The organism is Sphingosinithalassobacter tenebrarum (assembly GCF_011057975.1).
Classification (GTDB): domain Bacteria; phylum Pseudomonadota; class Alphaproteobacteria; order Sphingomonadales; family Sphingomonadaceae; genus Sphingomonas; species Sphingomonas tenebrarum.
The window spans coordinates 1408540-1432483 of the sequence record NZ_CP049109.1 but is presented as its reverse complement, the minus strand read 5'-3'; the positions used below and the strand labels follow the sequence as shown (position 1 = coordinate 1432483).

21 protein-coding genes are annotated in these 23944 nt (G+C 64.1%); 15 read left to right on the top strand and 6 right to left on the bottom strand.

Going from position 1 to position 23944, the window contains the following annotated elements:
• The 6 genes from G5C33_RS07020 to G5C33_RS06995 are packed head-to-tail and all read left to right on the top strand — an operon-like array spanning window position 1 to window position 4611.
• Window positions 1-1038 (top strand): hypothetical protein, encoded by a 1038-nt coding sequence (locus G5C33_RS07020; RefSeq protein WP_228275221.1) that lies wholly within the window; start codon window positions 1-3, stop codon window positions 1036-1038.
• The gene (gene coaBC / locus G5C33_RS07015; protein WP_165326562.1) at window positions 1035-2210 is read left to right on the top strand and encodes a bifunctional phosphopantothenoylcysteine decarboxylase/phosphopantothenate--cysteine ligase CoaBC; all 1176 of its coding nucleotides are present in this window, start codon (window positions 1035-1037) and stop codon (window positions 2208-2210) included. The genes G5C33_RS07020 and coaBC overlap by 4 nt, the downstream gene beginning before the upstream one ends.
• Window positions 2200-3000, top strand: a complete 801-nt coding sequence (locus tag G5C33_RS07010) for an alpha/beta hydrolase (protein ID WP_228275220.1) — start codon at window positions 2200-2202, stop codon at window positions 2998-3000. Before coaBC ends, G5C33_RS07010 begins: the two co-directional genes overlap by 11 nt.
• Window positions 2997-3446 (top strand): dUTP diphosphatase, encoded by a 450-nt coding sequence (gene dut / locus G5C33_RS07005; RefSeq protein ID WP_165326561.1) that lies wholly within the window; start codon window positions 2997-2999, stop codon window positions 3444-3446. The genes G5C33_RS07010 and dut overlap by 4 nt, the downstream gene beginning before the upstream one ends.
• Window positions 3443-3853: a hypothetical protein gene (locus tag G5C33_RS07000; RefSeq protein ID WP_165326560.1), complete on the top strand. Its 411-nt coding sequence runs from the start codon at window positions 3443-3445 to the stop codon at window positions 3851-3853. The genes dut and G5C33_RS07000 overlap by 4 nt, the downstream gene beginning before the upstream one ends.
• Window positions 3850-4611 carry a HesA/MoeB/ThiF family protein gene (locus G5C33_RS06995; RefSeq protein WP_165326559.1) on the top strand — a complete coding sequence of 254 codons (762 nt, stop codon included), beginning with the start codon at window positions 3850-3852 and terminating at the stop codon, window positions 4609-4611. Before G5C33_RS07000 ends, G5C33_RS06995 begins: the two co-directional genes overlap by 4 nt.
• A 6-nt stretch (window positions 4612-4617) precedes the next feature.
• On the opposite strand, the gene galU is transcribed toward G5C33_RS06995, so the two are convergent.
• Complete coding sequence (galU, locus tag G5C33_RS06990; protein WP_165326558.1) at window positions 4618-5487, bottom strand: UTP--glucose-1-phosphate uridylyltransferase GalU; 870 nt, start codon at window positions 5485-5487, stop codon at window positions 4618-4620.
• Window positions 5488-5665: 178 nt separating this feature from the next.
• Between galU and wecB the strand changes: the two genes are divergently transcribed.
• From wecB to G5C33_RS06975, 3 genes are all read left to right on the top strand, one after another.
• Window positions 5666-6796 (top strand): non-hydrolyzing UDP-N-acetylglucosamine 2-epimerase, encoded by a 1131-nt coding sequence (gene wecB, locus G5C33_RS06985; protein WP_165326557.1) that lies wholly within the window; start codon window positions 5666-5668, stop codon window positions 6794-6796.
• A complete protein-coding gene (wecC, locus tag G5C33_RS06980; protein ID WP_165326556.1) occupies window positions 6780-8078 on the top strand; it encodes a UDP-N-acetyl-D-mannosamine dehydrogenase in 1299 nt (432 codons plus the stop codon). The genes wecB and wecC overlap by 17 nt, the downstream gene beginning before the upstream one ends.
• A gap of 199 nt (window positions 8079-8277) precedes the next feature.
• Complete coding sequence (locus G5C33_RS06975) at window positions 8278-9051, top strand: metallophosphoesterase (protein WP_165326555.1); 774 nt, start codon at window positions 8278-8280, stop codon at window positions 9049-9051.
• 349 nt (window positions 9052-9400) lie between these two features.
• Here G5C33_RS06975 and G5C33_RS06970 read toward each other — a convergent pair whose 3' ends face one another.
• Entirely contained in the window at window positions 9401-10108 is a 708-nt protein-coding gene (locus tag G5C33_RS06970; RefSeq protein WP_165326554.1) for a class I SAM-dependent methyltransferase, read from the bottom strand.
• A 404-nt stretch (window positions 10109-10512) separates the two neighbouring features.
• Window positions 10513-10785 carry a hypothetical protein gene (locus tag G5C33_RS06965; protein WP_165326553.1) on the bottom strand — a complete coding sequence of 91 codons (273 nt, stop codon included), beginning with the start codon at window positions 10783-10785 and terminating at the stop codon, window positions 10513-10515.
• A 324-nt stretch (window positions 10786-11109) separates the two neighbouring features.
• On the opposite strand from G5C33_RS06965, the gene G5C33_RS06960 reads away from it, so the two are divergent.
• The 3 genes from G5C33_RS06960 to G5C33_RS06950 all read left to right on the top strand — a co-directional run bounded on the left by G5C33_RS06960 (window position 11110) and on the right by G5C33_RS06950 (window position 16029).
• Complete coding sequence (locus G5C33_RS06960) at window positions 11110-12180, top strand: M48 family metallopeptidase (protein WP_165326552.1); 1071 nt, start codon at window positions 11110-11112, stop codon at window positions 12178-12180.
• 197 nt (window positions 12181-12377) lie between these two features.
• Window positions 12378-14942: an O-antigen ligase family protein gene (locus tag G5C33_RS06955; RefSeq protein ID WP_165326551.1), complete on the top strand. Its 2565-nt coding sequence runs from the start codon at window positions 12378-12380 to the stop codon at window positions 14940-14942.
• A 10-nt stretch (window positions 14943-14952) separates the two neighbouring features.
• Entirely contained in the window at window positions 14953-16029 is a 1077-nt protein-coding gene (locus G5C33_RS06950; protein WP_165326550.1) for a glycosyltransferase, read from the top strand.
• Between the two features lie 27 nt (window positions 16030-16056).
• On the opposite strand, the gene G5C33_RS06945 is transcribed toward G5C33_RS06950, so the two are convergent.
• The gene (locus G5C33_RS06945) at window positions 16057-18189 is read right to left on the bottom strand and encodes a GumC family protein (RefSeq protein ID WP_165326549.1); all 2133 of its coding nucleotides are present in this window, start codon (window positions 18187-18189) and stop codon (window positions 16057-16059) included.
• A 102-nt stretch (window positions 18190-18291) separates the two neighbouring features.
• On the bottom strand, window positions 18292-19035 hold the full coding sequence (locus G5C33_RS06940) for a polysaccharide biosynthesis/export family protein (RefSeq protein ID WP_165326548.1): 744 nt from the start codon (window positions 19033-19035) through the stop codon (window positions 18292-18294).
• A 213-nt stretch (window positions 19036-19248) separates the two neighbouring features.
• Between G5C33_RS06940 and G5C33_RS06935 the strand changes: the two genes are divergently transcribed.
• Both G5C33_RS06935 and G5C33_RS06930 read left to right on the top strand, forming a co-directional pair.
• Window positions 19249-20445, top strand: a complete 1197-nt coding sequence (locus G5C33_RS06935) for an acylneuraminate cytidylyltransferase (protein ID WP_228275219.1) — start codon at window positions 19249-19251, stop codon at window positions 20443-20445.
• The gene (locus tag G5C33_RS06930; protein WP_165326546.1) at window positions 20435-21424 is read left to right on the top strand and encodes a hypothetical protein; all 990 of its coding nucleotides are present in this window, start codon (window positions 20435-20437) and stop codon (window positions 21422-21424) included. Before G5C33_RS06935 ends, G5C33_RS06930 begins: the two co-directional genes overlap by 11 nt.
• Here G5C33_RS06930 and G5C33_RS06925 read toward each other — a convergent pair.
• The gene (locus tag G5C33_RS06925; protein ID WP_165326545.1) at window positions 21421-22341 is read right to left on the bottom strand and encodes a glucosamine inositolphosphorylceramide transferase family protein; all 921 of its coding nucleotides are present in this window, start codon (window positions 22339-22341) and stop codon (window positions 21421-21423) included. The genes G5C33_RS06930 and G5C33_RS06925 overlap by 4 nt on opposite strands.
• 677 nt (window positions 22342-23018) lie before the next feature.
• On the opposite strand from G5C33_RS06925, the gene G5C33_RS06920 reads away from it, so the two are divergent.
• Window positions 23019-23930 carry a glycosyltransferase family 4 protein gene (locus G5C33_RS06920; RefSeq protein ID WP_165326544.1) on the top strand — a complete coding sequence of 304 codons (912 nt, stop codon included), beginning with the start codon at window positions 23019-23021 and terminating at the stop codon, window positions 23928-23930.
• The last annotated feature ends 14 nt before the right edge of the window (window positions 23931-23944 follow it).

Below are 23944 nucleotides of genomic sequence, written 5' to 3'. Positions count from 1 at the left end.
GTGCTCGTACTGCTTGGCCTGCTGATATTGCTCAGCTTCACGGCGACGGGAATCGGCGATCCGCCGGCGATCACCGCGGCGCATCAGGCGGATCGCGCCGCGACCGATCTTGCGTTGTACGATCAGATCGTCGCCGGCGTACGGCATGGCGGCGGCTATTACGACGTCACGGCGCAGGCCCTTCGTGCCAACGACTATCCGCTGCGTCCCTTCGTCACCTTCCGCCTCCCTGCGCTGGCGATGGTGCAGGCGGCACTGCCGCCGCTTGCCGTGCAATTGCTGCTCTATCTGGTCGCCATCCTCACTGCATTTGCCTGGCTCGGCCGGATCATGCCCGAACTGCCGCGGCTGGCTCCGCGGATCGCGATCGTCATACTGCTTGCCGGATCGATGGTCGCATTCACCCAGACCGAACTGGCTGCGTTTCATGAAATCTGGGCTGCACAGCTGATCGCGCTGTCGCTGGCGCTGCGCCGCCCCGGCCGCTGGGTCGAGGCCGTGGCGCTGGGTCTTGCCGCGATGTTGATTCGGGAAACGGCCGCACTGTTCGCCATGCTGATGGCACTGGCCGCATGGATTGACGGAGAACGCCGCGAGGCAATCGGATGGGGCGTCGTACTCGCGATATTCGCGGCGGTCGTCGGCGCCCATGCCTGGGCCGTCGCGCAAGTCACCGGACCGCTCGACCCGACCTCGCCCGGCTGGCTCGGCATGCAGGGTTTCGGCCTGTTCGTGAAATCGGTGACACTGGCGACGGCATTGCAGGTGCTGCCGTTGTGGCTGGCGGGCCCGCTGGTCGCACTGGCGATTTTCGGCTGGTTCTGCTGGGATGAACCGGCGGCGCTGCGCATGGCGGCGCTGCTCGCCATTTGGGCCGTGCTGATGAGCGGCTTTGCCCGCCTCGATACCTTTTACTGGGGCCTGATGGTGTCGCCGGTGCTGCTCGTCGGACTGGTGTTCGTGCCGGACGGACTGCGCGACTGTTTCGCGCGCGCGCTCGACAGAAGGCCCGTGCGGGTTCAAATAGTGCGGCGATGAAGTCCATTCTGCTGATCGTCGGTGGCGGTATCGCTGCCTACAAGGCGTGCGAGCTGATCCGCCTGTGCCGCAAGGCAGGGATCGGCGTGCGCTGCGTCCTGACCAGGGGCGGCGAGCATTTCGTGACTCCGATGACGCTGGCGGCGCTTTCCGAAGCGCCTGTCCATACCAGCCTGTGGGATCTGAAGGACGAGGCGGAGATGGGGCATATCCAGCTCAGCCGCGAAGCCGATCTGGTGGTCGTGGCGCCGGCCACCGCCGATCTGCTGGCAAAGATGGCGACGGGCATGGCGGATGATCTCGCCACCACATTGCTGCTCGCGACCGACAAGCCCGTGCTGGCGGCGCCCGCGATGAACGTTCGTATGTGGGAACATCCCGCAACGCAGCGCAATCTTGAACGGCTGCGCGCCGACGGCGTCGGCTTTGTCGGGCCGGATGAAGGCGCGATGGCTTGCGGCGAATATGGCGCCGGGCGTCTTGCCGAACCCGAGGCGATTGTTTCGGCGATCACCGATCGGTTGAGTGGTTCCGGCAAGCGGCTCGCGGGCAAGCGCATCCTGATCACTGCCGGGCCGACCCACGAACCGATCGATCCGGTCCGCTATATCGCCAATCGCTCTTCGGGACGGCAGGGCTATGCAATTGCCGGGGCGCTGGCACACCTGGGCGCGGAAGTGACGCTGGTCTCCGGGCCGGTAGCGCTGCCCACGCCGCCGGGCGTGACGCGAGTCGACGTCGAAACCGCGCAGGAAATGGCCAATGCCGTCGCCACTGCCCTGCCCGCCGATGCTGCAGTGATGGTCGCCGCCGTCGCCGACTGGCGCGTGGAAACATCTGATCAGAAGATCAAGAAGACCGCAGAGGGGGCACCCCGGCTGGAATTCAGCGAGAATCCCGACATATTGGCGATGCTGGCCCAAAGCCCGCGCCGCCCCGCCCTGCTGATCGGCTTTGCTGCCGAAACCGAGCGCGTCGTCGAGCATGCCGCCGAAAAACGGACTCGCAAGGGCGCGGACTGGATTGTCGCCAACGATGTATCGGGCGACGTGATGGGCGGAGAAGCAAACAGCATTCATCTGGTCACGGGCGACGGAATCGAGCATTGGGAGCGCATGCCCAAAGCCCAGGTCGCCGAAAAGCTCGCGCAGAGGATTGCCGATGCGCTGTAGATCCACATTATTGCTGCTGCCCATGCTGCTCGCGGGGTGCGCGCATTTCGGCGCGCCGCCGATGCCCGATCCGGGGCTCTACGGCGAAACCTATACCAAGGGCTCGCACGGCGACGTGCGCACGCTGATCGTCGTTCTGAACGGCGACGGAAGCCCCGGGGTGCGCACCGACGAACGCCGGTTCGCCAAGACGGCCAGCGACACGATTCCCGAAAGCGCTGTCGTGGCGCTGCTGCGACCCGGCTATGCCGATGGCGAGGGACATGTCTCGCCTGGCGAGCGCGGCGCGGATATCGGGGACAATTATACCAGCGAACAGCTTGAAGCCGTCGCAACGGCCGTATCCGCCTATCGCCATCGCTATCCCAAGGCCAATGTCGTGCTGGTCGGCGATTCGGGCGGCGCGGCCATCGCCGCCAACCTGGCGGGCATCCGGCCCGATCTGGTCGACGGGATCGTTCTGGTCGGTTGCCCCTGCACGCTGCCCGAATGGCGCGCCTATATGGAACAGCGCAAGCCCGCCATTGCCTGGGAACAGCCCGTCGCTAGCCTGGACCCGTTGAAAACCGCGGGCGGTATCGCACCCGGCCTGCGCGCTGCGGTGATCGTCGGGGCCGAGGACGAAGTGACGCCGGTGCGTTTCTCGCGCTCCTATGCGGAGGCATTGACGCTGCGCGGGATCGCCACCGATTATCGCATCCTGCCCGGCCGCGGACACGACCTTTTGAACGACCCCGAAGTGATCGCCGCCACCAGCCGCCTCGCCGCTTCACTGCCGGAGGAACTATGACCGCGACACCGATCCGCATCGCGATCCAGCGACTCGCACACGGTGAAGGGCTGCCACTGCCTGGCTATGCCACGCAAGGCGCAGCGGGAATGGACGTCGTCGCCGCCGAATCGCTCGAACTGGCACCGGGCGCGCGCCATGCCGTCGCGACCGGTTTCGCGATGGCGATTCCGGCCGGATACGAAGTGCAGGTGCGCCCCCGCTCGGGTCTGGCACTGAAGCACGGCATCACGTGCCTCAACACGCCCGGCACAATCGACAGCGACTATCGCGGCGAAGTGAAAGTGATTCTCGCCAATCTGGGCGATACGCCCTTTCCGATCGGCCGCGGCGACCGCATCGCGCAACTCGTTCCCGCTCCGGTGCAGAAAGCGGGATTCGTCGAAGTCGACTCGCTCGACGAAACCGCGCGCGGCAGCGGCGGATTCGGGTCGACCGGGCAATGAGCCGGCTCGCTGCGCTGTTGCTGATGACCGGCGGCTTCACAGCACCAGCACCCCCGCCACAGCAGACCGCGACGATCGACTGGTCCTCGCTGCCCGATCTTCCCTATCGTGCGCCGCCGCGGCTCTCGCGCGACATGCATGATTTCGCCTTTCGCGAAGCGCGGTCGCGCAGTTGCCCGATTGCCGATCCGAACAGCGGCCAATGGCGGATGCAGGTCGATATCGCCGTCCTTGTCGACGGGTCGGGCGTGGTCCGCGTGGCAGTGCCTCGCGCAATCGACTGTCCGACGGTGGAGCAATATGCGGCAGGCCTCGCCACTGCCTTTGCCCAGAACAACCTGCTGCCGCGCGAATCCCGGACGCCGCAATGGTATCGCACAAGCCTCTCCTTCGCCTGGCCGCAATGACGCTGAGCGATGAAGAGCTCGAACGCTATGCCCGCCATATCGTGCTCAAGGAAATTGGCGGATCGGGTCAGGCACGGCTGAAGCAAGCCAGCGTGCTGGTGATCGGCGCGGGCGGGATCGGGTCGCCGGCGATCCAGTATCTCGCGGCGGCCGGATTCGGCCGGATGACGATCATCGACGACGATCGCGTCGCCCTTTCCAATCTCCAGCGGCAGACGTTGTTCGTTGCGCGCGATGTGGGGCACGGCAAGGCGATGGTCAGCGGCATGCGCGTCGCCGCGCTGAACGCCAATGTGGCGGTACGGGTTCATTCGCACCGGATCGACGCGGCCAATGTCGACGCGCATGTGCGCGCTGCCGAAGTGGTGCTCGATGGAACCGATAACTTCGCCACGCGCCTGCTCGTCGCCGACGCCTGCCTGCGGCATCGCGTGCCGCTCGTTTCGGCGGCGGTCGGTGAATTCGAAGGGCAACTGGGCGTGTTCCGCGGCTGGGAAGCCGACAAGCCCTGCTATCGCTGCTTCGTTGGAGAGGCCCCCGAGCGCGAGGGCGTAAGCTGTTCCGAACAAGGTGTGCTCGGCGCGCTCACCGGCGTCATGGGCAGCCTCGCCGCGCTGGAAGCGATCCGCGCCGTTGCGCCTTTCGGTGAAGACAGCGCGGGCAAGCTGCTGCTGGTCGATGCGCTGGCGATGCGTTTCCGCACGCTGCGCCTGCCCAGGGATCCGGGCTGCCCGGCCTGTGCCGGACAGCCCGCCTGATACCGCTCAGCCGAGCAGCGATGCGGCGTATGCCTTGACCTTCGGGCCGATATCGTCGCGGGCGAAGGCCATCGCGATATTGGCCTCGATGAAACCCGCCTTGTCGCCGCAATCGTGGCGAACACCGTCGAAGGTGACGCCGTGGAACGGCTGGTTACCGATCATCTTGGCCATTGCGTCGGTGAGCTGGATCTCGCCGCCCGCGCCCTTTTCCTGCGTTTCCAGCACGCGCATCACTTCGGGCTGCAGCACATAGCGGCCGATCACCGCCAGATTCGACGGCGCCGTGCCGGCCTTGGGCTTTTCGACCAGGCCCTTCACTTCGGTAAGCGACCCTTCCTGACCGCCCGGCGTGATGATGCCGTACTTCTCCGTCGCCTCGTCGGAGACTTCCATCGCGCAGATCAGATTGCCGCCGACCTTGTTATAGGCATCGACCATCTGCTTGAGGCAGCCGGGTTTGCCGACCATGAAATCGTCAGGCAGCAGCACCGCGAAAGGTTCGTCACCGACAATATCGCGAGCACACCACACGGCATGGCCGAGCCCCATCGGCTCCTGCTGGCGGACATAGGCGGGAGATCCAGGCTTGAGCCGCGTATTTTCCAGCGCGGCGAGCGATTTGCCGCGCGCCTGCATCGTCGATTCGAGTTCATAGGCGATATCGAAATGATCCTCGAGCGCTCCCTTGCCGCGCGCAGTGACGAAAATCATCTGTTCGATGCCCGCTTCCAGCGCCTCGTCGACGGCGTACTGGATCAGCGGACGATCGACGACCGGCAGCATTTCCTTCGGCATCGCCTTGGTGGCGGGAAGGAAGCGGGTGCCCATGCCTCCGACCGGAAAAACGGCTTTTCGAAGTGGCTTGAATGTCATGAAATCAATCTCCCCAGTCGCGAATAGCCCGAACTTTGCGCCGCAGCAATGACTCGGATCAACCCCGCGCCACATCGTTGCGCCTGCGCGATAAAGCGCCAATGTTTCATTTTTCGATTCCGCGCTTTCGGTCGAATAGTTAGTCGGCTTTTAATGCTGCGGCGTTAGGCAAAGGGGCATGGCGAACCCGACTGTCCTCCTGATCTTCGGCACCCGGCCCGAAGCGATCAAATTGTTTCCAGTGGTGCAGGCATTGCAGCGTCGCGGCGGGATGCGCGTTCGCACCTGCGTGACGGCGCAGCACCGCGGACTGCTGGACCAGGTGCTCGAAATCGCGGGAATTTCGCCCGATATCGATCTCGATCTGATGCAGCCGGGGCAAACGCTCGACCAGCTTACCGCGCGGCTGCTGACCGGGCTTGGAACGGTTCTCGATGCCGAGCGGCCCGACCGGGTGATCGTGCAGGGCGACACCGCCACGGCGATGGTCGGCGCGCTTACCGCCTATTACCGAAAGACTCCGGTCGGCCATGTCGAGGCCGGGCTCCGCTCGGGCGATATTCATCATCCCTGGCCCGAGGAAGTGAATCGCAGGATGATCGCGCCGATCGCCGATCTGCATTTCGCACCGACCCAAACCGCCGCCGCTGCGCTGCACCGCGAAAATATCGATCCGGCGAGTGTCCATGTCACCGGCAATACGGTGATCGACGCGCTGCTCGCGACGCGGGACCGGATCGCCGCCGAACCCGAACTGGCGGTCGGACTCGACTCGCTCGCCAATCGCTTCGCCGGCAAACGAATCATTCTGGTCACCACGCATCGCCGCGAGAATTTCGGCGGCGGAATGGAAGCCATCGCGCGTGCGATCGCGCGGATCGCCGATCGTGAAGACGTGGCGCTGATCTTCCCGGTGCATCCCAACCCCAATGTCGTTTCGGTGATGGATGCGATGCTGGGCGACCGCGCGAACATCGCCCGCATCGATCCGCTCGACTATCCGCATTTCATCCGCGCGCTCGATATGGCGCATATCGTGCTGACCGATTCGGGCGGCGTCCAGGAAGAAGCCCCGGCGCTCGGCAAGCCGGTGCTCGTGATGCGTGAAACGACCGAGCGCCCCGAGGGCGTGGCCGCAGGCACTGCCCGGCTGGTCGGTACCGACGAAAGCCGCATCGTTTCCGAAATATCAACCCTGCTCGACGACAACAGCGCCTATTCGGCAATGGCGCGCGCCCACAATCCGTTCGGGGACGGCCATGCCGCACAACGGATTGCGGAGATCGTCGCACATGGTTTCGGACTCTGAACTCGACGTCGTCGTCGTCGGCCTTGGCTATATCGGGCTGCCGACCGCCGCGGTGATCGCGCGGAGCGGCGCCAACGTGCTTGGCATCGACGTGCACGCGGACGTCGTCGACACAGTCAATTCGGGCAAGGTCCATATCGAGGAGATCGATCTGGACGGCCTCGTTTCCGGGGTAGTCGCGCGCGGCAAGCTGCGCGCCTCGCTGCAGATCGAACCGGCCGACGTGTTCGTCATCGCCGTCCCCACCCCCTTTGCCGAGGATCACTCGGCCGACATCGGCTATGTACTGAAAGCCGCGACCAACATCGCCACCGTGCTCAAGCATGGCGACGTGGTGATCCTCGAATCGACTTCGCCGGTCGGCACGACCGAAGCGGTGGGGGAGCTGCTCGCGCAGCTGCGTCCCGATCTGAAGATCCCCGGCCATTGCAGCGGCAGCGCCGACATCGCGCTGGCCTATTGCCCAGAGCGCGTGCTGCCGGGCCGCATCCTGGTGGAACTGATCGACAATGACCGGGTGATCGGCGGGATCACGCCGCGCTGCGCGCGCAAGGCACTGCAATTTTATCGCCGCTTCGTTCGCGGCGCCTGCGTTACGACCACGGCCAAGGCCGCGGAAATGACCAAACTAACCGAAAACGCCTTTCGCGACGTCAACATCGCCTTCGCCAACGAACTGTCGATCGTCGCGGAGAAAATGGGCGTCGATGTGTGGGAAGTGATCCGGCTGGCCAATCGCCATCCGCGCGTCAACATCCTCTCCCCCGGCCCTGGCGTCGGCGGCCACTGCATCGCGGTTGATCCGTGGTTCCTGGTCCACAGCGCGCCCGAGTCAACGCCGCTGATCCGTACCGCGCGCGAAGTGAATGACGGCAAGGTCGATCACACCGTGGCGCGCGCCGAAGCGCTGCTGGAGCGATTGCCCAATGCGCCGGTCGCGTGCCTCGGCCTCGCCTTCAAGGCGAATATCGACGATTTTCGGGAAAGCCCGGCAATGAAGGTCGCCACCGAACTCGCCCGCCGTCACGGCGAGCGCATCCATATCGTCGAGCCCTATGCCGACACGCTGCCCGAAACGCTTGCCGCGACGGGCGCAAGCCTGATCGACATCGATACCGCGATCGAAAGCTGCCCGATCTTCGTGGTGCTGGTCGATCACGACGTATTCAAATCGGTGCCGCTCGACGAACGCGCGGACAAGCTCGTTTATGATTCGCGCGGGATCTGGCCCGATCAACCCGCCGCGAACGAAGCGCGACCGCGCCGGCTGCTGGCAAGCTAGGTCGGGGAAACCCGATACTGTACATTCCTATATACCGTGACGGGCCTATATACCGTGACGGGCCTATATACCGTGACGGGTTGCCAAGAAGGCGGCGTCTATCCATATCCCTGCGAGCATGCTGCGCAGGGTAGTGATCGTTCCGCACGGGAAATAGTCGAATGCTTGCGCGCAATTCTATAGTATCAGACCGGGCGACATGATTGGACGATTACTAAACCGCCGTGCGCCGGCCGGTCTCCGCGGGCGGTCCATTTCGACTCTGGGCAAGCGCGTATATGCCATTGGCGACATTCATGGACGCGCCGACCTGCTCGAAGACCTTCTGGCGCGGATCGAAGCGGATCATTTCGCGCGCGGAGAGGCACCCGTTCAACTGATCTTCCTCGGCGACCTGGTCGATCGCGGCCCCGACTCCGCGAAAGTCGTCAAACGGCTGATGCAGATCCGGCGCGAGCATGAGGACACGCATTTCCTGATGGGCAATCACGAGGAGGTCTTCCTGCTCGCGCTCGAGGGCAATATGGAAGCGCTCAGGCTGTTCGATCGCATCGGCGGACGTCAGACGATGCAGAGCTACGGCATTTCCGATCATGCACTGATGCGCGCGGATTTCGAGGAATTGTCCGGCATATTGGCCGAGCATATCCCGCAGGACCATGTCGATTTCCTCGCCGGCTTCGAGGACCTGATCGTTGTCGGCGACTATGCCTTCGTGCATGCGGGCATCGATCCGCGCAAGCCGCTCGCCGAACAGTCCAAGGGCGATCTGCGGTGGATCCGCACCCGCTTTCTCGACCATCGCCAACCCTTCGAAAAGGTGATCGTGCATGGCCACACGATCACGCCGGAAGTCGATTGGCGCCCGAATCGAATCGGCATCGACACCGGCGCATTTGTCAGCGGAACGCTGACTGCGCTCGGGCTGGAAGGGGAGGAACGCTGGCTGCTCCAGGCGCAAGCCTCTGCTTAGGATCGACTTTGTTCCGGGCGCTCCATAGCGCCGGACCGCTAGTAGTTTGCCTTCCGATCAGCTACACTGCGGCGCACAATTTCCATTGACGCGCCGGGGGCTGACGTGGGGCTGTATCATTTTCTTGGCTGTTTGTTCGGCAAACATCATCGCGACGGGCGCAAGGCCCATTATGACATGGAAGGCGTTTTGCGGAGTGTCTGCAAGGGATGCGGCCGTCCCATGATCAAGGAAGATGGCAAATGGCATCTGCGGCGAACCGCCAAGAGCCACGCACATCCCGACGGGAGCAGTTGACCCGTTCGCCTCGCTCCCCTGTTACGCCGACCATGTTTTTCCGGCAGAACGTTCAGCGATAAGTGGTGATATGGGCATAGGAACCCAGCGGGGACCAGTCACGCTTCGCGGCGAGCATTGAAACGGCATTGTCCAGTTCGCGGGCGATCGGCACCTTGTCGAAATAGCCGTGACCGTAGAAGGTACGGATATTGACCTTGCTGAAGCCCGCCGCGGTCAGCATCCGGGTCATCTTGTCGCGATTGCCGAGACACCAGGAATAATAAGCGGGGAACTTGCTCTTCTTCTGCTGCCGATGCGGCGTCAGCGCATAGAGAATCTTTTCCGAAAGCGTCTCGGGCAGCAGCTTGTTGACCACGAAAGGCGGCGAATAGAGCGTCGGCGCCATGTGAAAGGCCACACCGCCCGGCTTGAGCAGCCTGTGGATGTTGCGGTGCATCATGACACCGTCGCGAACATGCTCGATCAGCGTGCGCGAGAAGATGACGTCGAACTGCCCTTCGAATCCCGAAACATCCCCAATCACGTCGAAACACGCCTTGTCATATTCCTCGCCGGCCATCGCAAGTTCGTCAGCACTGATGTCGTTGACGGTGTAGCTCGCGATATTGTCGGGCATCTCATTCAGGGCGAATGAAGGTTTGCGTCCGCCGCCGAGTTCCAGGACGCGCGCATCGGGATATTGCGAGACGAGCTGGCGCAGCGTGCCAGCATATTCCCCAAATGCTGCTCGATAGGACTGCTCGTACGGAATGGGCATTGTTGCTCCCCTTGTTCGGCCAGGACGTTAGCCGAGCAGTCCCTTGCCGCAAAGCCACTTCGAACCAACAGCATGGCGGTTTCGCGCGGCGTGCGACCGAACGTTCGCGAGCGCGGACAGGCGCCGTTGCACGTCGGAAACCGATCGCGCTCCACCGTTCGGAAAGGTCCGTCTGCGCCGGGCGTGACAGGGGGCCATGCATCCGGCGGGCATCACGAAATCAAACGTCCGTGAGCCTGACCGCGTGATACGATGTCGCGCGCAGCGACGTCCGATCTCCGCCAGTCGGAAGGCTCGGTGGGATCTACATGGAGGCCCTGCTCCAATCAGGATCGAAAATGGCTGTAAACGAAAAAGGGGCGGCACAAGGCCGCCCCTGAGAACATATTGTAAGCTGAAGAAGCTTAGTACGGGCTGACCGCAGCTTCATCGTCCTCGTCAACGGCGATGATGATGCCGCCGACCACCGCTGCAGCGGCGAGAACGACGATGATCGTCGTGGACGGCGAGAACTTCGACGAATCGCTCATGTCGGCGCCGGTGCGCTCATCATCAAGCGAGTAGTTCGTGCCGGTCGTGACGACCGAAACGGGACGGACGGCGGCATTGGCGGCCATCGCGGACGAAGCGAGCATCGCGGCGGCGCCAGCTCCGGCGATCAGTTTCCGAACAACCATCTTCAACTCCCTTTTTTCGGTGTAGCCTCGATATTGCGCTACACAAATTAACAGTTTGCCTCAACCCCCAACGATCACCGATCGCATTGGTTTCCGAAATTTCCCTCAATCAAGTGGAATATCGGAACGAAAACGCAATTTAACCCTGTCGAATCGTGACTAAGTATCGCAATTTTCCGTAGTTTGTCAAACCGTCCGACGGTGAAGTAAAACCCCGCCGGGCCGGAAATACCACGGCTTTCGCGACATGCAGACGATGCGGGGCAGTTCATGTCGCTGCGACACGCGCCCTGCCATGCTGCGCTGCAACACGACAGGATGCCGATGCCAGACGCCGAAGCCATTGAATCTGTACCAGAATCATTACGGCTACCCGCCGTCCGCCAGCTGACGGGGCCGATCCGATCGCTGGTGGCGGTCGCGCTCATCCTGCTGTTTCTGCCGCAGGCCGGCCGGGCTTCTGCCCAGCCGGTTCCTCAGGACCGGGAAACCGCAGACGCGGTGCTGGCGGACGTCGGATACCGGCTTACGGTGGCGGCGGCGCCATATTGCAGCAAGCGCGTCCACCGCCCGGGGTTCACTATCCATGATCTGTCGCAATATTCGCGACGATCTCAGGACATGATCGCGCGCCGTTACGGTTTTCGGTCAGAACCGCTTGTACTGGCGGTCGCGCAAGGCTCGCCGGCCGCCGCCGCCGGGCTGCAGCCGGGCGACGCGATCATGGCAATCGACGACGCGCCGCTCGCCCCGCGCGAACCAGGATCGCACAACAGCCACGCCCGGGTAGCGAGGATACTCGATCAGATCGATGCGGCCGCCTCCAACGGCGTTTTACGGCTGACGGTGCGACGCGCGGAAGAAACACGTGAACTCCGGTTCGCGCTGGAGCCGGGCTGCCCTACCCGGTTTCAGATCCGCAGCGACGATTCGATCGAGGCCAGGGCCAACGGCAGCTATGTCGAGGTCAATTCGGGCGTGTTTGGATTTGTCGGCGATACCGCCGAACTGGCGGCCCTGGTCGCGCACGAGTTGGCGCATAATGTACTGAGCCACCGCGCGCGGCTGCATGCCGATGGCGAGGCAAACGATACCGGCGCGATCCGAGCGACGGAAATCGAGGCGGATCGGCTCGCAGTCCATATCCTCGACCGGGCAGGCTATCCGCCCGAGGCCGCGATAGCCTATCTCCAGCGCTATGACCGTCACCACGGCTTGGACTTTCTCGACAGCAGGACGCATCCGAGCGAAGAAGCGCGCATCGCAATCGTCCGCGCGGAGATCGCCGATATCGCTGCCGCCCGCGCGCGCGGCGAGGCACCCTGGCCCCAGTTCGTGCCCCATCCTTCTGAAAACGCAGACGTGGAGCCTATTTCGGACAGCCAGTCGCGTTGACCCTGATTGACCGAGCGGGCATGGTCGCGCCGCGGCATTTCCGCCGCCCGCTTGGATGGGGCCGGGGCAGGTGAGGGGCTGGTGCAGATGAGCCTGGGAAAATCTCGATCCGCTTCCGGGCATTCGGTTTTCGCGTCTCCGCTTACCGCACCCGACCGCCCGATTTCCCCCTCGGAGCGCTGATCATGACTCGCCTGATGTCCCGCACTCGCGTCGTATCGGAGTCCGTCGGTCTTGCCGCCGCCGCGACACTCCTGGGCGCGGCGTTCCTGTTTGGCGCCAGCAGCGCGGTCCCGCCGCTGCGTGCGATGATGGTCGAATTTATCGCGCTTGGCGGCCTATTTCTGGCTCTGGCCTATGGCGCCCCTTTCCGGCGTTCGCCGCTGGTGCCTGTGCTGGTCGCGCTTCTCCTGGTTCCGCCGTTGCTGCAGTTCATCCCCCTCCCGCCCGCGCTATGGAGCGCGCTGCCCGGTCGCGATCCTGCGGTGGCCATCGATCGCTTCATCGGCGGCCTCGAGTGGCGCCCGCTGACACTGCAACCCAATGCGAGCTGGATCGGCCTGCTTGCCCTGCTCCCGGCGATCGCGATGTTCCTGATCGCGATCCAGCTGCCCGGCCGGGCGCGCATCCGCCTGCTTCAGATACTTGTGGGTCTCGGCGTGATCAGCGTGCTGCTGGGAATGGCGCAGCTGGCGACGCGCAGCGCATCGCTCTATCTTTTTCCCGACTCCGTACCCGGCCTGCCTTCGGGCCTGTTCGGCAACCGCAATCACCAGGCCGATTTTCTGGTGATCGCTTCGGTGGCGGCAGCGGTGCTGCTGCGCATTGCCCCGCGACGGGCGGTATTGGAAAAAACGATCTATGGCGGGCTGATTCTGCTGTTTGCCGCCGGCATTTTCGCCTCGGCATCGCGGTCGGGCATGGCGTTGTTCGCCTTTGCGTTGTTCGTCGGCATGTTCCTGTTGTTTCAGCGCTATCTCACGCGGCGGCTGCTTATCGCGGGGACCGCCGCCTGCGTCGTCGTCATCCTTCTGCTGGCACGCAGCCCGGTAGTGCTCGACGCGATATCGCGGTTCAGCACACTGACCAGCGGGTCGAGCCGCTATGCGATCTGGTCCGAGTCGCTATACGCAGTGAGCTCCTATTTTCCGTTCGGGGCCGGCTTCGGCACCTTCACCGATGCCTATCGGGCGATCGAACCGCTCGATCTGGTCGGGCGCTATTACGTGAATCACGCGCACAACGACTTTCTCGAGCTCACCCTCGAAGCCGGCGTGATCGGGATCCTGTCGGCGGCGGTGCTGGCCGTCGTCTTTCTCGGCCGCTGCTGGACCGTTCTCCGCGCCAAGGCCGGCGATCCGGGCGCGTTCATCGCACGCGGAGCGATCATCGCAATTCTGGTTCCGGTGCTGCATTCGGCGGTGGACTATCCGCTGCGAACGATGGCGCTTCTCGTGACTGTCGCGATGTTCGCAGGCTTTCTGTTCCCGGCGCCCGGCGAACGCCGCCGCCCGGACAGCAATGCGCAGGGAGCGGCCACTGCCGGCCCGAAAACGATCCGCCTGGCGGTTGTCGGCGCGCTGTGCCTGCTCGGACTGGGCCTTGCGGGCCAGGTGGGGCTTTCGCGCAGCGCACTGGCACGCGGCGATGCAAACGCCGCACTTGCCTATTGGCCCGGCAATGCGGCAGCGGCAGTCGCGGCTGCGGAAAGCGAAAGAGTCGACGGCAATTTCGAAAACGCGCGAAATCTCGCCATTCGCGGCATACGCAACGACGCGCTCAATCATGACGCGCTGCGCGTGCTCGGCCTGACCGAGCTCGCGCGCGACCGTCCCGGCGCCGGATATGCCGCAATTTTCCTTTCAGCCGGTCTCGGCTGGCGCGATCCGGTAGTGCAACGTACCGTTTTCGAGCGCGGAATCGCCACCGGCGATTATGCGGTCGCGGCACGCGCCGGCGACGCACTGTTGCGCACTGGCGCCGATCAGAGCGCGATTTTTCTCGGCCTGCACCAGATATATCGGGACCCGGCCGGCCGTGCCGCGCTGCTCGAGCGGTTGAGCGCAAGGCCGGGATGGAGCGCCCGCTTCCTCGAGACACTGCACCCGCAATCGATCGAGGAGGGCCTGGTCTATGTCGATTTCCTGCGACAGCTCGACGAAGTCGGCGTGCTGCCGAAGAGCGTCGATCCGCAGGCCTACGTCAAAGGGCTGCTGACCTCGGGCGATGTCGATGCGGTGGTGGCAATGTGGCGGCGCATCGATCCCCAGGCGCAGGGAGACCCGCGTATTGGCGTGATCGACGGCAATTTCGCGCGCTTTAACGGCAGCAACGACCGCTACGCTCCCTTTGGCTGGGCCAGCGTGCACAATCCGGCCTTCATCGCGACCCGCCAGCCGCGATCGGAGCTCTCGCAGTCCGAAACGCTCCGTCTCGAAAGCTATGTCGGCGAGCCTACCACATTGCTGAGTCAGCTGCTGGCGCTACCGCCCGGCGACTACCGACTTTCCTATGCCGTACGGCCCGAGCGCAACGGATCCGATTTCCGGGTCGAACTCGACTGTCTGCCTTCGGGCCGTTCCCTCGCGCGCCGCGCGCCGGACATTTCCGAATCGGGCGACTGGGAAACGATCGCGTTCGACGTGACGGTGGCGTCCGCGCGCTGTGCGGCGCAGGAGTTGCGGATCGTGGGGGATCGCACGCCTGGCGAAGGCTCGGTGGCGGCGTTCGATTCCTTCGTGATCACTTCGGTCGCCGAATAGCCCGCTTACCGTGAAGACGCTTCATATAGCCCAGATCCTGAAGGGCGGCACGGCTTCGCATCTCTGCGAAGTTCTGCCACACCAGATTGCACGGCACGGGGTGGAGAATGTGCGTGTGCTCGCCCCTGCCGACCAGATCGGCTATCTCGATATCCTGCCGTCCGAAACGATCCGCACTTTCCCGACCGCGCAGCGAAGCCCCCGTGCGCTAATGGACTTCACGCTGGCCGCGCGCCGCGCGATCCGCCGGGAAAGGCCCGACATCGTGCATCTCCACGGCACCTTCGCCGGGACCTTCGTCCGGCTTTCCTACCGCCTGTGGCCGGCACCACGTCCGCCGATCGTCTATTGCTCGCATGGCTGGGCGTTCAACATGCGCGTCTCGCAACGCAAGCGCGCGCTATATGCCCGGACCGAGCGGATGCTGGCCGGCCTGGCCGATCGCATTCTCTGCATTTCCCGGTTCGAACTGGAAAGCGCATGCAAGCGCGGAATCGCGCGGGACCGGCTGACGCTCGTCTATAACGGGATTGCCGACCAGCCGCCGCACGCACCGACCGCTCCGCGCGACGCGACCGAGCCGGAGGTGCGACTGGTGTTTGTCGGGCGCGACGACGACCAGAAAGGTTTTGATACGCTGTGCGCGGCGATGGCGCGGATTGCGGACGCGCCGGTCCGGCTCGACGCGATCGGCCCGGATCGCAGCGATCGACAGTCGCCCAATATCGTTCGCCACGGCTGGCTTACCCGCGAGACCGTGGCGGCGTTTCTGGCGGAGGCGGACGCGATGGTCGTGCCCTCGCGCTGGGAGGGTTTCGGGCTGGTCGCAGCCGAAGCGATGCGACAGGGACTGGCGGTGATCGCCAGCGATGTCGATGCCCTGCCCGAACTGGTCGAGGAGGGCGTGACCGGCCGGCTGTTCCCCGCTGACGATCCGGCGCGACTTGCCGAAATCCTGCGCGAACTGGATCGCGAAACGCTGGCACGGATGGGCAGAGCCGGGCGCGAGCGGTTTCTGCGCGATTTCACGGCGGACCGGATGAACGCGCAGATCGACGGGATCTACGCGCAACTGCTCGCCGGCTGATCGCCCTGCCCTGCCGGGCAGCGCGGATCAGCCTTGCGTGTGCCCCTGGCCGTAGCTGTAATAATAGGAATCGTATTTGTAGCCGTAGCCCGAGCTGCGGGCGTCATATTTGGTCAGCACGATGCCGATCAGCATGCCGCGGGCGTCCGACAGGCGGCGCAGCGCGTTGCGGATGCCGACGCGACGCGTGCGGCCCGCCTCGACGACCAGCGCGGTCGCCTGGGCGACGTCGGCCATCAACGGCGCGTCCGACAGGCCTAGCACGGGCGGACCGTCGAGCACGACGATGTCGTAATGCGGCAGCACCGTATCGAGGAACTCGGCGAGACGGACCGAAAGCAGCTGTGCCGGGTTGGGCGGGATCGGGCCCGAACACAGAATGTCGAAGCCTTCGTCCTCGAGCGAAATGATCGCTTCGGATGCGGGCGCGCCATCGGCAAGCACATTGGCGAGACCCAGCGTGTTCGGCTTGGAAAAGCGGCGATGCAGGGTCGGGCGCCGCAGATCGGCATCGACCAGCAGCACGCGCTTGCCGCGCTCGGCCATGCCGCGAACCAGCGCCGCCGCCGTCGTCGACTTGCCCTCGCCCATGTCGGTGGACGTCAGCAGCAGGCTGCGCGGTAGGCCGCCGGGCGTCGCCAGCTGCATCGCCGTCTGGATCGACTGATAGGCTTCGGCAATGCCCGAACGGCGTTCGCCGAGCGCCTCGTCGACATTGCCTTCGACTGCCGGCGTGACGCCGAGCAGCGGCAGATGCAGCTTCTCCTGTACGTCCTCGGGCGTCTTCACCGTGTCGTCGGCAAGTTCGATCACGAAGGCCGCACCCACGCCGATGGCGACACCGGCTACCGCGGCCAGGAACAGATTGAGCCACAGAATCGGGCTGGACGGGGAACCCGGAACGCGCGCGCGATCGACCACCGACACGCTGTTCGCGCCTGCGCCGCCGGCAACGCCGATTTCCTTGTAGCGCTGGAGCAGCGCTTCATAGAGGGCACGATTGGTGTCGACCTCGCGCTGCAGGATCGCATAGCGCACACCGCGATTCTGGAGGTCGAACATCGAGGTCTTCATCTGATTGAATTCCTCGGTCAGCGCCTGTTCGTCGCGCACCGCGAGCTGATAGGTCGCGCGCAGTTCGGCGACCTTCTGCCGGCGAAGCCCCGCCAGCTGTTCCTCTACACTGGCGATTTGCGATGCGAGCTGGCGCATCGGCGGATATTCGGGCCGGAAGGTCGAGCGCTTCTGCTGATACTCGCTCTGCAGCGCCTCAAGCCGCTGCGACAGGGCAATGAACTGGGGATCCTCGCTGATCTCGGCCATTGCCTGGCCGCCGGCCGACTGCGCCATCCGCCAGCGCTCTTCGGCCAGGATCTTCGCCGCGCGCGCCGTCGCCAGCTTTTCGTTCATCGAAATCATCGCCGCCGAATCGAGAGACTGGCCCCCGCCCTCGCCGCCGATATTCGTGACCGACAGAATGCCGTTTTCATTGGCGTATTCGATCAGTTCGCGCTCCGATTCCTCAAGCCGTTCCTTAAGCTCACTCAACCGTTGCCCGACAAAGGTGCGCGTATAGCTCGATGCAGCGAAACGCCGCTGGACGCTGCTCTCGGTGAATTCGGCCACTGCGGCATTGGCGATGGTCGCCGCGAGCCGCGGGTCCTGGCTGGAAAAGGAAAGCTGGATGACCGAAGAGCTGCTGTACGGCTCCACTTCGATCCCCTGCTGCACCATGCTGGTGGCGGCCTCGACCCGCCGCTGGCGCTGCGCCGCAATCGCCTTGGCGTCATCGCCCGCCACCGGCGCGACTTCGCCCATGAAGTCGGCATTGCTGTCGAGATTGAGGCGTTTCACCACGCCCGCGGCGAGAAAGCGGCTTTTCAGCAGCGCAAACTGCGTCTGGAGGAACTGCTCGTCACTGCCGCTGGTGTCCGTTTCGGTGGCGTCGACGCCGATGCGCGGCGCGTCGCGCTGCACTTCGAACGTCGTGCGGGCGACATAGACCGGCTCGCTCAGCAACGTGATCACCAGCGCGATCAGCAGCGCGCCGATCGTGCATGCGACGATCAGGATCCTGCGGCGGACGAGGATATTGTAGAAACGGCGCAATGAGGCGCCGCTGTCATCCCATGCGTCTTGCTCCTGCGCAGCACCGGACATGGCGCCGCCGCGGGGATTCTCATCGGAAGCACCAAACTTCTGCTGGGTATTCAACGCACTCATCTCCGAAGGAGAAAGAAGGAAAACATGTTGCGCCCGCCGTCAGTCGACGATGCGATCGATGCGCGTGAAGGCGCCGACGATCGGCAGCGTGCCGATGATGTCGCGCAGCAGCACCTTGCCGCGTGAACGTTCGACCACGATCACGTCATGGCCGAAAATGGCGGGATCCTCCATCGTACCCTCGCGGATGCGATGCAGGTCGAAAGCCGCGGCCATGCGCTGCCCGTCGATCGTGCGAAACACGACCACCAGCCGCTCGTTCGCCACGGCATTGGCTCCGCGTGCCATCGCCATCGCACGTAACAGCGAGGATTCACCGGCGATCGGGTAGATGCCCGGCCGCGACACGGCGCCTTCGATCGTCACCGTCTGACTGACGGCCTCGCTCACCGCGACGGTAACATCGGGATCGACCATCACCGAGCTGCCCAGCCGCTGGCGGATTTCGCCGCGCACTTCCTCAGGGGTGTGGCCGGCCACCATCACGCGGCCGACATAGGGCAGATTGATCGCCCCGGACGGATCGACCATCGTTTCCTTGGTCAGTTCGGGAAGGTCGACAACCGTGATGTCGAGCTTGTCGGACGTGCCGATATAATAGGCTTCCTGGGCACGCCCGCTGATGACGCGCAAATCCGGCTCCGGCAGCGCCTGGGTGGCAACCGCGGCGGTGGTTTCACCCCGACTGACGGCATTGCTCGACGCACAGCCCGAAAGCGCCGCGGCCAGGAGCGCAAGAGAAACGACTGCGCGGCCAACCGCCCGGTCCGCTGAAAAGATCACCACCCGCCCCCGAATTAACGCCAAGAGTAACCGACGCCGCCCCTACGATGCTCCGCAGGTTCCGCGCAAGGGAAGCCGCAGCGTGTAGAAGCGCTGACATCAGTAATTTACCCTAAGCTACCCCCGCCCGAGGTCAACTGGTTTTCCGGTCTGTTCGTGACGGTTCGGGACAATACTCGACACCGGCGGACGGCAAGGCTAAGCAGCCGCACGATGGCCGGGATTCACGCCGACAGACAGATACTCGCGGTAATCCCCGCTCGTGGCGGCTCGAAAGGCGTGCCGCGCAAAAACGTGCTTCCGCTCGCCGGCAAGCCATTGATCGCGCACACGATTCTTGCAGCGCGCGAGTCTTCCCTGATCTCGCGCGTTGTGGTTTCGACGGACGATGCCGAAATCGCGGCGGCGGCGCGCGATGCCGGCGCCGAAATCGTCTGGCGTCCCGCCGACCTCGCCGGAGACATGGCGAAGTCGGAAGACGCGGTGCTGCATGTTCTGGGCGAACTTGAATCGAACGAAGGCTATTCGCCCGAAATCACAGTAATGATTCAGTGCACGTCGCCGCTTACTGCCGCCGAGGATCTGGACGGAACGATCGGCAAGCTGATCGATGCGGACGCCGACACGGCGCTGGCCGTCACCGCATTCCACTATTTCCTTTGGCAGAATGACGCCGAAGGCGAAGCGATCGCAGTCAACCACGACAAGTCGTTCCGGTTGATGCGGCAGCAACGCACCCCCGAATTCGTCGAGACCGGCGCCGTCTATGCAATGCGCACCGCGCGGTTTCGCGAAGTGAAACACCGGTTCTTCGGCAAGACGGTGCTGCATGAGACGCCACCCGAACGCCGACTGGAAATCGACGAGCCGGAGGATTTCCGGGTCGCCGAGGAACGGTTCGGCCGCTTGCGCCGCAGTCGCGAGGCGGCACTTCCGGCGCGGCCTTCGGCGATCATGATGGATTTCGACGGCGTCTTCACCGACGATCGCGTCTTCGTCAGCGAAACCGGCGAGGAAAGCGTCGTCTGTTCCCGCCGTGACGGGATGGGGATAGAGCGGCTGCGCGGCCTGGACATTCCGATGGTGGTGATCTCCAAGGAACAGAATTCGGTTGTCGCCGCGCGGTGCCGCAAATTGCGGCTGGAACATCACCACGGCATCGACAACAAGCTTGCGCTCGCGCGTGACTGGTTCGCCGATCGCGGGATCGATCCGAAAAACGCGATTTTCGTGGGCAACGATCGTAACGACGTCGAATGCATGACATTCGTCGGCACCGCCGTCGCGCCGCGCGACGCGCATCGCTCCGCGCTCGATGCGGCCGATATCGTGCTCGATGCCGATGGCGGCAGGGGCGCGATCCGGTTGCTCGCCGACATGATCGAGGCGAAGCAGGCCGGTGACCACTGAGGCAGCCGGGAAGACCGCGGCGCTGCCACGTTCGCTGCTCCATCTCCGCTTCCTGATCGACAATCGGGCCGCGCCCGACCTGGTCCTTTATCGCGATCCGGCGCTGGCCGAACCGCTGCAACGGGCCTTTCCCGACCGCACGGTCTTTCTCGGCCGCGAAAAACTGCCCGGAAAGTCCCCGCGCGGCTTTCTCGAAGCGCGACATTTCAACCGCGGCTATTATCCCGGCGTGGCGGACCTGGTGACGCGGCTTGGCATCTCGCGGTTGATCCTCTTTCTGGAAGGCGAACCGCTCGAACGGTTCCTGCTCGATCTGCCGCAGATTCGCGACGCGGAACTGTGGGAGGACGGACTTTCCCACTATGTCGACCTGACCGGTGATGCCTGGTACGCGGCGCGTGGCGTGGTTCAGGCGCTGTGTGGTTTTTACCCCCGCAACATCACGCGCCGCCGCATCGACCGCGGAACCGTGACGGTCCGCGATCGCTTTGCCGCGGGCGGCCTCATGCTTGTTCCCCCTGCCCGGCCGAAAACATGGCATGATGCCGTGCTGCTGATCGGATCGCCACTGGTCGAGGACCGCATCCTCGGGCGGAAACGATTCGTGAAGTCGCTGCGGAAGCTCGCGGCGGCCTCCGCCGTGCCGCTCGTCTATCTGCCGCACCCGCGCGAGGACCGGCCCCGGCTCGCACAGGACCTGAAGCAGGTCCCGACGATCGCCCTCAATCCCGATGATCGGGGACTGATGGTACATGCCGGCGAGCATGGCTATCGCGCCTATCTGGCCGCCGTTTCGACCGGGTTACTCGATCTTGGTCGGTTCGATCGCAGCGTTTTTATCCCGGGGATGTTCGGCCTGCGCGCAATGGCCCGCACCCTGTCTCGCTGGCCATCCAACCCGGTGCCGACGGCCGCGTCGGCCGCGGAACTGACCAGCCGTCTGGCGGCGATGCCCGCCCCGACCGGACCAGCCGACTAGGCTCCGCTTCCCTGGCCGCCGCCGATCAGCCGGGCCAGCTCACGCCGCGGCCGCTGCCACAGCGCCGACAGCGAAATGCGCCGGCGCTTGAAGTCCATCAGCGTGACATCACCGACCGCCGCCAGGGTGTGGCATCCGTCGATATGGGGCGCCATTTCCGGGAACAGTGCCAGTGGCGGACCGATTTCCGTCTCGATCCGGTCCGGGCCGAGCGTATCGATCCGCAGCAGGCGCACTGCGCCGCCATAGGTGCGCGAACAATCCTGAACCGGCAGATGCAACCGTCCATCGATTGTGATCGGCGTGCCTCCCGGTCGGGCGCCGTCGGCGCCGCAACGCACGGGATTGGCGGGGTGCTCCGTCCAGGGTCCGGTCAGCCGTTCGGCGAACGCGAAGAAGAGTTGCGACAACCTCTCGCTAGGGGAAAGCGCGGGTGCATAGGCGATCCACCAGAGCCCCTCGTGGAAAAAGGGCGTCGCGTCGATAGGCGCCGGATCGAGCCGGATCCTTGCCGCGATTTCCCAGCCATAGGGGAACCGAGCCGCGCGATAGAGGTTCAGGGTTCCCGAATCCGCCGCCTCGGGCAGCATCCAGTGCGCGCCCTCGGCATAGAATATAAAGGGGTAGGACAGGTGCCAGCTTTCCTCAAGGACAGTCCGGCGCTCGACGATGCGATAGCGGTCGTCGAGGCGGATCAGGTCGATCACGCCCTTCGCGGTTCGATAGTCGAAATGCTCGACGAAAACGCACAGCCCGTCCTCATGCGGCAGCGCGAAGGGATCGGCCGAATAGCAGAGCGGGTCGCGTTCCGGGAAAGCGTGGACCGTCAGTCCGTCGAGCGACGTGCGTCCGATCACCTCCGCGACCGGCGCGTCGATCAGGACGGGGAGCCAGAAATCCTTCTTCACCTGCACCATGACGATCCGCGGACTTTTAAAGGACAACCGGAAAACAGATTGCGCATATCCGCAACAACGCCGCCCCCGGATGATACGCGCTTGCTGCGGGGCAGGCCGCAACATCGCCGGAACGATTCCGCCGGCCTATGCTCTGCGCGATCACCAAGGAAACCCCGCCCCCAAATTGCGGTTTCCTTTTTCCGCCATTTCCGTTTGAATCGCAATCTGTATCAATTCGTTTGAAAACAGGTTGCACAGGGAAAATTCCCGTTCAACGGTATGACTTATTTGAAGAAATGCGACTTTCTTTTCTGGGCGAGGCTTGGATTGGCTGTAGTTGGGTGTTTGGGCCTGGGGGTCGAAGCGCGTCGGAGACCACAGCGGAACACGTTCGGAAGAAACGAAAAATTCCGCTATCCGAATTGGGAGAAGCAATCTAAGGAGTCTGTGGCGCAGTCGGCGATCCGTTCCCGGCGGCTGCGATCGAAACTCGCTTTCTGGAAAGTTCTCCCTTTCATGGAATGCGCCCGATGAAGCGCGTTTGCATTCTGGGTGGTTCGCCTCACTATTGCGGAGGCCTCGAAGCCTTTTGCGAACGCGCCGCGATGGCCATCAACCGATATTGCCGGGAATGGGAAGCGATCCCGCTTCCCGCCAATTCAGCGTATATACGCCCCGCCGGCGCACGAAGATACGTGGAGAGCTTTCGCGATCTTTCGCGGCTCAAGAAGGACGGTCTCGATCTGGTCTGGTTCCAGTACAGCAACCTGCCCGACCTGTTCTTCATCCCGCATATCCGGTCGCTTGGTTTGCCGCTGCTCGTCACGCCGCATCTGGGGCGGGCGAGCCGTACGCAACGCTATGGACTCTTCCGGGCGTTTTCGAAGAAGATACTGGAGCAGGCCGACGGTTTTGCCATGCTCTATCCCGACCATGACCGCGAAGTCGCATTGCCCGAAAAGATTCCGCAGCGCGCAATTCGCACCTTCCTCCCCGGCAGCATCCTCGAGACGGATCTCCCGCAGCCAACCCACGGCCAGGTCCTGCGCCTGATGCATGCCAGCCGCCTGTCGGAGCAGAAGGGAAGCTTCCGGTTTCTTGACCTTTGCGCCGAATTGAAACGGCGGGAAATACCCTTCTCCGCGCGGCTCGTCGGACGCGGCGATTCCGGGGTTCTTCGCCGGCTGAACAGGCAAATCGAAAATGATGCGCTGGAAGACTGCGTGACGTTCGAGGGATGGCAGTCCGAAGACGCGATCGCATCGCTGCTGCGAGAGAGCGACGTTCTCGTTCATCTCTCGACGCTCGACACCTTCCCGCTGATCGTTCTCGAAGCGCTCGCTTCGGGCGTCGTCCCCATCGTCTATGATATTCCCGGGGTCGTCTCGATGCTCTCGGGAAAGACCGGCAAGATCCTGCGCGCCACCGATCCGGTGACCAGAGCGGCGGATTGGCTGGAGGAACAGTCGCCGGTCGCACTCCGCACCGCCGGACTGAAGTCGGCCCAGGCCGTGCGCCGGGACTATGCCTGGGAAACCTGCGTGCGCATCCTGAGCAGCCAGTTCGACGCGACGCTGGCGACCGCGGCGATGCACCGACCCGCCTGACCTCCGCGACAGGG